Genomic DNA, 12,040 nt, shown 5'->3' with positions numbered 1-12,040 from the left:
TTTTGGCAGAGCGAGAGTGGATGTGAGCAAACGAGCCTTTAACTTCTGCGCAGGCCCTGCTGCGCTTCCTGACGCTGTCCTGCAGCGCGCCCAGGCCGAAATGCTGGACTGGCATGGCAAGGGCTTGTCGGTGATGGAAATGAGCCATCGCAGCGACGATTACGTGGCCATCGCCGAGAAGGCCGAGCAGGACCTGCGTGACCTGCTGTCCGTCCCCTCCAACTACAAGGTCCTGTTCCTGCAGGGCGGTGCCAGCCAGCAGTTCGCCGAAATCCCACTGAACCTGCTGCCGGAAAACGGTACCGCCGACTACGTCGAAACCGGCATCTGGTCGAAGAAGGCCATCGAGGAAGGGCGCCGTTTCGGCAACATCAATGTCGCCGCCAGCGCCAAGCCCTACGATTACCTGGCTATCCCGGGCCAGAACGACTGGAACCTGACCAAGAACGCAGCTTACGTCCACTATGCGTCCAACGAGACCATCGGTGGCCTGCAGTTTGACTGGGTTCCCGAGACCGGCGACGTTCCGCTGGTGGTCGACATGTCGTCCGATATCCTCTCCCGCCCGATCGATGTGTCGCAGTTCGGCCTGATCTACGCCGGCGCGCAGAAAAACATCGGCCCAAGCGGCCTGGTGGTGGTGATCGTTCGCGAGGACCTGCTGGGCCGGGCCCGCAGCAGCTGCCCGACCATGCTCGACTACAAGGTCTCGGCCGACAACGGCTCGATGTACAACACCCCGGCCACGTATTCCTGGTACCTCTCGGGCCTGGTCTTCGAGTGGCTCAAGGAGCAGGGTGGTGTCGAAGCGATGGAGCAGCGCAACCGCGCCAAGAAAGACCGCCTGTACGGCTTCATCGACGCCAGCGACTTCTACACCAACCCGATCAGCATCAATGCCCGTTCGTGGATGAACGTGCCGTTCCGCCTGGCCGACGAGCGCCTGGATAAAGCGTTCCTGGCCGGTGCCGACGCCCGTGGCCTGCTCAACCTCAAGGGCCATCGTTCGGTCGGCGGCATGCGCGCCTCGATCTACAACGCCCTGGGCCTGGAAGCGGTTGAAGCGCTGGTTGGCTACATGGCCGAATTCGAGAAGGAGCACGGCTGATGTCCGAACACGAGTTGAAGGCGCTGCGTGTTCGCATCGACAGCCTCGACGAGAAGATCCTCGAGCTGATCAGTGAGCGCGCCCGTTGTGCCCAGGAAGTTGCCAGGGTCAAGACCGCCACGCTCGCCGAGGGCGAAAAGCCGGTGTTCTACCGCCCTGAGCGCGAAGCAGCTGTGCTCAAGCGGGTCATGGAACGCAACAAGGGGCCGCTGGGCAATGAAGAGATGGCGCGGCTGTTCCGCGAGATCATGTCGTCCTGCCTGGCCCTGGAAGAGCCGCTGAAAATCGCCTACCTGGGCCCTGAAGGCACCTTCACTCAGGCCGCGGCGATGAAGCACTTCGGCCATGCCGTGATCAGCCGCCCGATGGCGGCCATCGACGAAGTGTTCCGCGAAGTGGCGGCTGGCGCCGTCAACTTCGGCGTGGTGCCGGTGGAAAACTCCACCGAGGGTGCGGTCAGCCATACCCTGGACAGCTTCCTCGAGCACGACATGGTGATCTGTGGTGAGGTCGAGCTACGCATCCACCACCACTTGCTGGTGGGTGAGAGCACGAAGACCGACAGCATCACCCGCATCTACTCCCACGCCCAGTCCCTGGCCCAGTGCCGTAAGTGGCTGGATGCGCATTACCCGAACGTTGAACGCGTGGCGGTCTCGAGCAATGCCGAGGCAGCCAAGCGGGTCAAGGGTGAGTGGAATTCGGCAGCGATCGCCGGCGACATGGCGGCGAACCTGTATGGCCTGACCCGCCTGGCCGAGAAGATCGAAGACCGTCCGGACAACTCGACGCGCTTCCTGATGATCGGCAACCAGGAAGTGCCGCCGACCGGCGACGACAAGACCTCGATCATCGTTTCGATGAGCAACAAGCCAGGTGCCCTGCACGAGCTGCTGGTGCCGTTCCATCAGAACGGTATCGACCTGACCCGCATCGAGACTCGTCCGTCGCGCAGCGGCAAGTGGACCTACGTGTTCTTCATCGACTTCGTCGGCCACCACCGTGACCCGCTGATCAAGGCGGTGCTGGAGCAGATCAGCCAGGAGGCTGTGGGGCTGAAGGTGCTGGGGTCGTATCCGAAGGCGGTGCTTTGATTGATGGCCTTGGGGCTGCACAGCAGCCCCAGTGGCCCCGCAGACTGTCTTGATTTCTGAACAGGGTTCGCACTCGTGGTAGATGCCGTAACAAACAAACCCGCGCCAATCATCGGGCGCCTGGTCGTCGTAGGCCTGGGCCTGATCGGCGGCTCCTTCGCCAAGGGCCTGCGCGAAAGCGGCCTGTGTCGCGAAGTGGTCGGCGTCGACCTGGATGCCCCCTCGCGCAAGCAGGCCGTGGCCCTGGGCGTGGTCGACCGCTGCGAAGAAGACCTCGCCGCCGCTTGTGTCGGCGCCGACGTCATCCAGTTGGCAGTCCCCATCCTGGCCATGGAAAAGCTCCTCGCGCGCCTGGCCCCGCTCGACCTTGGCAACGCCGTGATCACTGACGTCGGCAGCGCCAAGGGCAATGTGGTTCGCGCCGCGCGCCAGGTGCTGGGCGGGCGGCTGTCGCGCTTCGTCCCCGGCCACCCGATCGCTGGGTCCGAGCAAAGCGGGGTAGAGGCCTCCAATGCCACCCTGTTCCGCCGCCACAAAGTCATCCTCACGCCGCTGCCGGAAACCGACCCGGACGCCCTGGCCAAGGTCGACCGCCTGTGGCGCGCACTGGATGCCGATGTCGAACACATGCCGGTCGAGCGCCATGACGAAGTGCTGGCTGCCACCAGCCATCTGCCGCACCTGCTGGCCTTCGGCCTGGTCGATTCGCTGGCCAAGCGCAATGAAAACCTCGAGATCTTCCGGTACGCTGCGGGGGGCTTTCGCGATTTCACGAGAATCGCTGGCAGCGACCCGACCATGTGGCACGACATCTTCCTCGCCAACCGCGAAGCTGTCCTGCGCACGCTTGATACATATCGCAGCGATCTCGACGCCTTGCGCGACGCGATCGATGCAGGGGACGGGCATCAGTTGCTGGGTGTATTCACCCGCGCACGTGTTGCCCGCGAGCATTTCAGTAAAATCCTGGCCCGCCGGGCCTATGTGGACGCTATGAACGCCAACGATCTGATTTTCCTGGCCCAACCGGGTGGCCGCCTGTCCGGGCGAATCCGCGTACCGGGCGACAAGTCGATTTCCCACCGCTCGATCATGCTCGGCTCGCTGGCCGAAGGCACGACCGAGGTCGAAGGCTTCCTCGAAGGTGAGGATGCGCTGGCGACCTTGCAGGCCTTCCGTGACATGGGTGTGGTCATCGAAGGCCCGAACCAGGGTCGCGTGACCATCCACGGCGTCGGCCTGCACGGCCTCAAGGCGCCACCCGGGCCAATCTACGTGGGCAACTCCGGCACCTCGATGCGCCTGTTGTCCGGCCTGCTGGCCGGCCAGGCGTTCGACGTGACCATGACCGGTGATGCCTCGCTGTCCAAGCGCCCGATGAACCGGGTGGCCAACCCCCTGCGTGAAATGGGCGCAGTGGTCGAGACCGGCCCCGAAGGCCGTCCACCGCTGACCATTCGTGGTGGCCACAAGCTCAAGGCGCTCACCTACACGCTGCCGATGGCCAGTGCGCAGGTTAAATCGTGCCTGCTGCTGGCCGGCTTGTACGCCGAAGGCAAGACCACCGTCACCGAGCCTGCGCCGACCCGTGACCACACCGAGCGCATGCTGCGTGGCTTTGGTTATGCGGTGCAGACCAATGGCCCGGTGGCGTCGCTGCAGTCCGGCGGCAAGCTCACTGCAACCCGCATCGAAGTGCCTGCCGATATCTCGTCGGCGGCGTTCTTCCTGGTCGCGGCCTCGATCGCCCAGGGCTCGGAGCTGGTGCTCGAGCATGTCGGCATCAACCCGACCCGTACCGGTGTAATCGACATCCTGCGCCTGATGGGCGGCGATATCACCCTGGAGAACCAGCGTGAAGTCGGCGGCGAGCCGGTGGCCGACCTGCGCGTGCGCGGCGCCCAGCTGAAAGGTATCGACATCCCTGAAAACCTGGTGCCATTGGCCATCGACGAGTTCCCGGTGTTGTTCGTTGCCGCTGCCTGCGCCGAAGGGCGCACTGTGCTGCGCGGTGCCGAAGAGCTGCGGGTCAAGGAATCCGACCGCATCCAAGTGATGGCCGACGGCCTGATCAGCCTGGGCGTGAAGTGCGAGCCGACCCCGGATGGCATCATCATCGACGGCGGCCAGATTGGCGGCGGTGAAGTGCACGGCCACGGTGACCACCGTATCGCCATGGCCTTCAGCGTTGCCTCGCTGCGCGCCAGTGCGCCGATCCGTATCCATGACTGCGCCAACGTCGCCACCTCGTTCCCCAACTTCCTGGCGCTGTGTGCCGAAGTCGGCATTCGTGTGGCTGAAGAGGGCAAGTCGTGAACACCCAGGCGCCAGTCATCACCATCGACGGGCCAAGCGGTTCGGGGAAAGGCACAGTTGCCGGGCTGCTGGCCCGCGAGCTGGGCTGGCGGCTGCTGGACTCCGGCGCGCTGTACCGTCTGCTGGCCTTCAACGCGAGCAACCACGGTGTCGACCTGACCAACGAAGAGCTGCTCAAGCAGCTTGCCGCCCATCTGGATGTGCAGTTCATCGCGGCCGAGCCCGGTAAGCTGCAACAGATCATCCTCGAGGGTGAGGACGTCAGTAACGTCATCCGCACCGAAACCGTCGGTGCGGGCGCCTCGATGGTGGCTTCGCTGCCCGCCGTGCGCGATGCCTTGCTGATGCGCCAGCGCGCATTCCAGGAGGCTCCGGGCCTGATTGCCGACGGGCGTGACATGGGCACCGTGGTGTTCCCGGATGCGCCATTGAAGGTCTTTCTCACCGCTAGCGCGGAGGAGAGGGCACGTCGCCGTTACCTGCAGTTGAAGGGCAAGGGCGAAGATGTTAGTCTGTCGAGTCTGCTGGATGAGATTCGTGCACGCGATGAGCGTGACACCCAACGTGCAGTGGCCCCGCTGAAACCAGCGGCCGATGCCATTCAGTTGGACTCCACCGAGTTGTCTATCGAGCAGGTGTTGCAACGTATCAGGAGTGAGATCGCACTGCGCGACCTTCACTGATAGCCAGGAGAGCAGGCAGGTGCACCAGTCAACGTCCTGCCCGCTTTCCTTTTAAATAACGAAACCCACATTGTCTGGAATGTGGCGATGGGCGTCTGTTTCGCCCGAATCTACAGGAATTAAAATGAGCGAAAGCTTTGCAGAACTCTTTGAAGAAAGCCTGAAAACCCTCAATCTTCAGCCGGGTGCGATCATCACCGGTATCGTTGTCGACATCGACGGCGACTGGGTTACCGTACACGCTGGCCTGAAGTCCGAGGGCGTCATCCCGCTCGAGCAGTTCTACAACGAAGCTGGCGAGCTGACCATCAAGGTCGGTGACGAAGTTCACGTTGCGCTGGACGCGGTCGAAGACGGCTTTGGCGAAACCAAACTGTCCCGTGAAAAAGCCAAGCGCGCCGAGTGCTGGATTGTTCTGGAAGCAGCTTTCGCCGCCGAAGAAGTGGTCAAGGGCGTTATCAACGGTAAGGTTAAGGGCGGCTTCACTGTCGACGTTAACGGCATCCGTGCGTTCCTGCCGGGCTCCCTGGTTGATGTCCGCCCTGTGCGCGACACCACCCACCTGGAAGGCAAAGAGCTGGAATTCAAGGTCATCAAGCTGGACCAGAAGCGCAACAACGTTGTCGTTTCCCGTCGCAGCGTGCTGGAAGCCGAGAACAGCGCCGAGCGCGAAGCCCTGCTGGAGACCCTGCAGGAAGGCCAACAAGTCAAAGGTATCGTCAAGAACCTCACCGACTACGGCGCCTTCGTGGACCTGGGCGGTATCGACGGCCTGCTGCACATCACCGACATGGCCTGGAAGCGCATCAAGCACCCTTCCGAAATCGTTAACGTTGGCGACGAAGTCGACGTTCGCGTTCTGAAGTTCGACCGTGAGCGCAATCGCGTTTCGCTGGGTCTGAAGCAGATGGGCGAAGATCCGTGGGTTGCTATCACTGCCCGCTACCCAGAAGGTACTCGCGTACAAGCTCGCGTTACCAACCTGACCGACTACGGCTGCTTCGCTGAGCTGGAAGAAGGCGTTGAAGGTCTGGTACACGTTTCCGAAATGGACTGGACCAACAAGAACATCCACCCGTCGAAAGTCGTTCAGGTTGGCGACGAAGTGGAAGTCATGGTTCTGGACATCGACGAAGAGCGTCGTCGTATCTCCCTGGGCATCAAGCAGTGCAAGTCCAACCCATGGGAAGACTTCTCCGGCCAGTTCAACAAGGGTGACAAGATCACCGGTACCATCAAGTCGATCACCGACTTCGGTATCTTCATTGGTCTGGACGGCGGCATCGACGGCCTGGTTCACCTGTCCGACATCTCCTGGAACGAAACCGGCGAAGAAGCCGTACGTCGTTTCAAGAAGGGCGACGAGCTGGAAACCGTCATCCTGTCGGTCGATCCAGAGCGCGAGCGCATCTCCCTGGGCATCAAGCAGCTGGAAGACGATCCGTTCTCCAACTTCGTTGCTGTCAATGACAAGGGCGCTATCGTCAAGGGCATCGTGAAAGAAGTTGACGCCAAAGGCGCCATCGTCACCCTGGCCGACGACATCGAAGCCACTCTGAAAGCTTCCGAAATCAGCCGTGACCGCGTTGAAGACGCGCGTAACGTTCTGAAAGAAGGCGAAGAGATCGAAGCCAAGATCATCAGCGTTGACCGCAAGTCCCGCGTTATCAGCCTGTCGATCAAATCGAAAGACGACGCTGAAGAGCGTGAAGCCATCCAGAGCCTGAAAAACGCTCCGGAAGCGGCTGCCGACACCACCATGGCTGCGCTGCTGCGCGAAGCAATGGCCAAGCAGAACTAAGTTCTGTTTGATCGGTAAAAAGGGCGACCCTCGGGTCGCCCTTTTTTTTGCGTTTGCGTGGGCTTTTTGGTGTTTGCCTTTAGTTTTGGGGCGCCTGGACGATCGAGCGCCGCGTCACCGTAAATCCACCGCAGAACACCCATAGGCCCTTGCCGGCTAGACCATTCTTGTAAAACTTCAATCTTGATTTTTTTTATTAAGTCAATAACCGCCCTGTTCAAATCCTTCCCGGCGTGCTACAAACTGGATAAGCAATGATCTAGCTGCTTGATAACGAAGGGAAAAATATGACGAAGTCGGAGCTGATCGAACGTATTGTCACCCATCAGGGGCTGCTCTCCTCGAAGGATGTGGAGCTAGCCATCAAGACCATGCTTGAGCAGATGTCACAATGCCTGGCCACAGGCGATCGCATCGAGATTCGCGGATTCGGCAGCTTCTCGCTGCACTATCGTGCGCCCCGTGTCGGCCGCAACCCCAAGACCGGCCAGTCGGTCAGCCTCGAAGGCAAATTCGTGCCGCACTTCAAGCCCGGCAAAGAGCTGCGTGATCGGGTCAATGAAGAAGACGAGGCTGAAGCCTGATCAACCAAGGAGCAATCTGATGCGGAACCTCAAGCGCGCCCTCGCGGCGGTGTTCGTGCTGTTGTTGGCGGCTGTGGTGCTGTTCTTCGTGCTGGAGAATCAGCAGGCGGTCTCGCTGGTCCTGTTCGGCTGGGCGGCACCGGCCGTGCCGGTTGCGGTGCTGGTGCTTGCGGCCCTTGTCATTGGTTTGGCGGTTGGGCCATTGCTGGGCGCCTACGGCGTACAGCGCAGCAAGCGCAAGATTCGCGCTTCTGCCCGTGAGGCGGCGCTAAGCGGTAACTAAGGAAATCTCTTACGCATACTTGGGGCGTTTCCTCTATGCCTGAAACGGCTGTCGTGAAGTAATAGCGGACTTCATTGTCGGCCCAGGCGAGTACGCGGCAGCATGGAATTCCCCGTCCTTTCTCATCATGGCGGCACCCGAGGTGTCACCGGGTCTTGTCACCAGCTTCACCTTGACCACGGTGTCAGCCTGCTGATCGATTGTGGTCTGGAGCAAGGTGCCGATGCATCGCCGGGCGCAGAGTCCGCACCCCTTGGTTTCGACGTGGGGATCGTTCAGGCGCTGATCCTCACCCACGTGCACATCGACCATGTCGGCCGTATTCCGGCGCTACTGGCAGCCGGCTACCGAGGCCCCATTCTCTGTAGCGAACCTTCTGCAAAGCTTCTTCCGCTGGTATTGGAGGATGCGTACAGGTTGAGCATCAGTCGTGAACCGGTACACGTGGCACATTATCTCGACATCCTCGATGAGCTGATCATATCGGTGCCGTTCGGGCATTGGCATGATGTTGCCGTTCGCGCTGGTGTCGAATGTCGCATCCGCTTGCAGCGTGCTGGCCACCTGCTGGGCTCTGCCTATGTAGAGTGCGATGTGCGCTTGGTTGAGGGTGATAGTCGTTGGGTGTTCTCGGGGGATCTGGGCAGCGGTCGTAATCCCATGTTGCGCCCTGTGCAGCCGCCAGAACGTGCCGACGTGCTCGTACTCGAAAGCACCTATGGTGACCGTCTGCACCCGCAGCGCAGCAATCGCCGGCGCCAGTTGGAAGCCGCCATCGATCATGCGCTGGCAGACCTCGGAACCCTGCTTATCCCCGCATTCAGTCTCGGCCGGACCCAGGAGTTGCTGTACGAGATCGAGGACATCCTGCATCACAAGTCATTGCTGTCTGATACGGCAGCATCCGCGCGCGATGGCCTCGATTGGTCACAGTTGCCCGTCATTCTCGACTCGCCCCTGGCGCAGCGCATCACCAGCGCCTACCGTGAGTTGCACGATTACTGGAGCGCCGAGGCCAGGGGGCGAGTGGGTGAGGGGCGCAATCCGCTGGGGTTCGACCAACTCGTTACCGTTGATACCCATGCCCGGCACCAACAGGTGGTCAATTACCTCAAAAGTACGCGCCGTCCAGCGATCGTGCTTGCGGGTAATGGCATGTGCTCGGGCGGCCGTATCGTCAACTACCTGAAGGCGATGCTGGAAGACCCGCGGCATGAGGTGCTTTTTGTTGGCTATCAGGCAAAAGGCACGCCTGGCGCCGCCATACAGGCAAGCGAAGACAAACAGGGCTTGGTGCAGATTGATCTGGACGGGCAGGGGTATGAGATACGTGCGAAGGTGATGACCGTCGAAGGCTACTCGGGGCATGCCGACCAGGCGGGGCTGGTGCGGTTCGCTTCCCAAGGCGCGCAGCCGGCCAGCCATGTGGTGCTGGTTCACGGTGAGCAGGCGGCAAAAAAAACCTTGGGCAAGGCTATTGAAGCGCAATTCAAACAGCAGGGATATACGGTAACGGTCAGCGTTCCTTGAGCGGCCGATCCATGCAGAGGCAGGTTGGCAATTTCGCCAAATGGGGATCTATCTCCACGCTATGCGATGAAATGCTACGTACTATCCGATGGATGGCGGCTTTTTTTCGCGTGTGTGTGGAACTTGCAATCGCAAATGAGAGACTTACCGTGGGTGTTGCGCCAAGGGGTTGAAGCCGCTGGCGCAGGGTAGTAGCTTGATGGCCGTGTGTTGGCATGGGTTGCAGCAAAACATTAGCAAGCTACAGTTTATTAATTGATGGCCAAAGGATGGCGATCCTTGGGTAACTACAATAACATGCGTCAACATCGGGAAGTGGCTAGGGCAATAGTAGTGGGTTGCTTGTCTTCTGGTATTCCGGCGGTCGTGGAATGGCAGTGGATTAGTGGTGATGGCGCAATGACTCTATTCCGCAGGCCAGCGCTTGCCATCTGGTAGCTTCCGCGCCCGCTACCGCGAGGGTTCAGGGCACTTCATGCAGCACCGATACCGCCACGCCCAGAAGGATAAGTCAGTGTGACGCAAGCCCCTTTGAAAATTGCTGTGGTCAGCCAGTATTTCTACCCTGAGAACTTCATCATCAATGATATCGTTCGGGAGTTGAGTGCGCTGGGCGTGCATGTCGAAGTGTTCACGGGCAAACCTAACTATCCAGGTGGAGAGGTTTTCCCAGGTTATACCGCCAATGATCCTGTCGAAGATCGCTTCGCCGACACGGTTACAGTTCACCGTGCGCCCCTGCGGCCGCGCAAGCACGGTGGCGCGAAAAACCTCATCCTTAATTACCTGTCGTTTGTTGCCAATGGTGTCAAGTATTTCAGGCGCCACGCAAAGCGCAGCAAGTTCGATATCTATTTCGTTTTTGCGCCGTCACCGATCATTTCCGTCATCCCTGCCCTAGCGATGAAGCGCGTACACCGCGCGCCGGTTTTTCTGTGGGTTCAGGATCTGTGGCCAGAAAGCCTGGAAGCTACCGGCTTCGTGCGTAACAAGTTCCTTCTGTCCATTGTCGGGCTGCTGGTGCGCGGGCTGTACTGGGCGGTCGATGTGTTATTAGTACAGTCGCGGGCGTTCATCGAGCCGGTCAAGCGCTATGCGCGGGCAGACAAGATCAACTATTACCCCAATTCTTACCTGCAGCAAGACGAGTCTGGCGAAGTCAGCCCCTTGCCCGAATCGCTGACGGCGCTGCTGCGAGCGCATTTCTGCGTCGTCTTTGCCGGCAACCTTGGCAGTGCCCAGGGGTTGTCAACCGTCATCGAAGCCGCACGTACCCTGCAGGCCGAGCAGTCGCAAGCCAGAATCGTGATGGTAGGCACGGGTAGCAAGGCCGTATGGCTGAGCGAAGAAAAACACAAGTGGGGGCTGGATAACCTGATCATCACCGGGGCCTACCCGCGGTCGGCAATGGCTGAACTCTTCGCGCTCAGTTCGGCGTTGCTGGTTACACTCAAGCGTGATGAGATTTTCAGTTTTACAATTCCAAGCAAGGTGCAGGCTTATCTGGCAGCCGGCCGGCCGATCATTGGTTGCCTGGACGGGGAGGGTGCCCGCGTGATCAACGACGCTGGCGCCGGTATAACCTGCCCGGCGCAAGACGGTGCCGGGCTCGCAGCCTGCATACAGTCGATGCAGACGATGCCCATGGAGCGGCGCGAGCAGATGGGCGCCAAGGCACGTGCCTACTTCTTGAAACATTTCGAACTCAGGGCGCAGTGCAAGACACTGGTGCGAATGTTCGAACAACGGATTGAACAGGACAAGACGACGCGATGAACATATTGGTATTGGGTGTCTCGGGCATGTTGGGGAGCGCCGTTTTCCGGTATTTCTCGGCGAATTCGCAACATCGTGTATTGGGCACCCTGCGGTCCTCGTCCGCGCTCAGGTATTTCACGCCGCAACAGTCAGAGTGCCTGTTGACCGGGGTCGACGTGCTCGATGCCGACGCGCTGATGGCGGCGTTTGCCAAAGCGCGCCCCGACGTGGTGATCAACTGCGTGGGCCTGATCAAGCAACTGGCCGATGCCAAGGACCCGCTGACCGCCTTGCCCATCAACGCCATGCTGCCTCATCGGCTGGCAACCTTGTGTCGGGTAGCGGGCGCGCGCCTGATCCATGTCAGCACCGACTGTGTGTTTTCAGGTACCAAGGGCATGTACCGTGAGCAGGATGAGTCTGATTGCACCGACCTGTACGGTAAATCCAAGTTCATCGGCGAACTGCATGACCTGGACGATGCGGTGACGCTGCGCACTTCGATCATTGGCCATGAATTGCAGAGCAACGCCTCGCTGGTTGACTGGTTCCTGTCCCAGCAAGGCAGCGTCAAAGGTTTCAACAAAGCGATCTTCTCTGGGCTGCCGACTGCCGAGCTGGCCCGGGTCATGCTGGAGTACGTGATTCCAAACCCCGCCTTGAAGGGGCTTTATCACGTCTCGGCCGAGCCTATCGACAAATATGAGCTGCTCAAGCAAGTGGCGCAGGTATACGGCAAGGACATCCAGATCGTGCCGGATGACAAGCTGGTGATCGACCGCTCGCTGGACTCCTCGCGCTTTCGCGCCGATGCCGGCTACCAGCCGCCAACCTGGCCGGCGCTCATAGAATTCATGCACGCACAGCGTCAATAACGTATTAC

At 60.4% G+C, this 12,040-nt stretch carries 10 protein-coding genes; all 10 read left to right on the top strand.

Annotated elements, in window-relative coordinates:
• Nucleotides 1-22: 22 nt before the first annotated feature.
• The 10 genes from serC (at nt 23) to PC358_RS14300 (ending at nt 12,032) form a co-directional block, all read left to right on the top strand.
• Nucleotides 23-1,108, top strand: coding sequence for a 3-phosphoserine/phosphohydroxythreonine transaminase (gene serC, locus PC358_RS14345; protein WP_033701507.1), 1,086 nt, complete (start codon nt 23-25; stop codon nt 1,106-1,108).
• Nucleotides 1,108-2,202 (top strand): prephenate dehydratase, encoded by a 1,095-nt coding sequence (gene pheA, locus PC358_RS14340; protein ID WP_033700696.1) that lies wholly within the window; start codon nt 1,108-1,110, stop codon nt 2,200-2,202. Before serC ends, pheA begins: the two co-directional genes overlap by 1 nt.
• A 108-nt stretch (nt 2,203-2,310) precedes the next feature.
• Nucleotides 2,311-4,518, top strand: coding sequence for a bifunctional prephenate dehydrogenase/3-phosphoshikimate 1-carboxyvinyltransferase (locus PC358_RS14335; RefSeq protein ID WP_033701506.1), 2,208 nt, complete (start codon nt 2,311-2,313; stop codon nt 4,516-4,518).
• Nucleotides 4,515-5,201 (top strand): (d)CMP kinase, encoded by a 687-nt coding sequence (cmk, locus tag PC358_RS14330; RefSeq protein WP_033700694.1) that lies wholly within the window; start codon nt 4,515-4,517, stop codon nt 5,199-5,201. Before PC358_RS14335 ends, cmk begins: the two co-directional genes overlap by 4 nt.
• Before the next feature lie 124 nt (nt 5,202-5,325).
• Nucleotides 5,326-7,002 (top strand): 30S ribosomal protein S1, encoded by a 1,677-nt coding sequence (gene rpsA / locus PC358_RS14325; protein ID WP_003252673.1) that lies wholly within the window; start codon nt 5,326-5,328, stop codon nt 7,000-7,002.
• A 287-nt stretch (nt 7,003-7,289) separates the two neighbouring features.
• Nucleotides 7,290-7,586, top strand: coding sequence for an integration host factor subunit beta (gene ihfB, locus PC358_RS14320; protein WP_003252675.1), 297 nt, complete (start codon nt 7,290-7,292; stop codon nt 7,584-7,586).
• Between the two features lie 19 nt (nt 7,587-7,605).
• Nucleotides 7,606-7,869, top strand: coding sequence for a lipopolysaccharide assembly protein LapA domain-containing protein (locus PC358_RS14315; protein WP_033700693.1), 264 nt, complete (start codon nt 7,606-7,608; stop codon nt 7,867-7,869).
• Nucleotides 7,870-7,971: 102 nt separating this feature from the next.
• Nucleotides 7,972-9,399, top strand: a complete 1,428-nt coding sequence (locus PC358_RS14310; protein ID WP_033700692.1) for an MBL fold metallo-hydrolase RNA specificity domain-containing protein — start codon at nt 7,972-7,974, stop codon at nt 9,397-9,399.
• Between the two features lie 516 nt (nt 9,400-9,915).
• Entirely contained in the window at nt 9,916-11,175 is a 1,260-nt protein-coding gene (locus tag PC358_RS14305; RefSeq protein WP_236643890.1) for a glycosyltransferase family 4 protein, read from the top strand.
• Nucleotides 11,172-12,032: a dTDP-4-dehydrorhamnose reductase family protein gene (locus tag PC358_RS14300; protein ID WP_033700691.1), complete on the top strand. Its 861-nt coding sequence runs from the start codon at nt 11,172-11,174 to the stop codon at nt 12,030-12,032. Before PC358_RS14305 ends, PC358_RS14300 begins: the two co-directional genes overlap by 4 nt.
• The last annotated feature ends 8 nt before the right edge of the window (nt 12,033-12,040 follow it).

Source organism: Pseudomonas capeferrum, assembly GCF_000731675.1.
Lineage (GTDB): Bacteria > Pseudomonadota > Gammaproteobacteria > Pseudomonadales > Pseudomonadaceae > Aquipseudomonas > Aquipseudomonas capeferrum.
The sequence above is the reverse complement of the archived record's forward strand: the minus strand, read 5'-3'. Positions and strand labels throughout refer to the sequence as shown.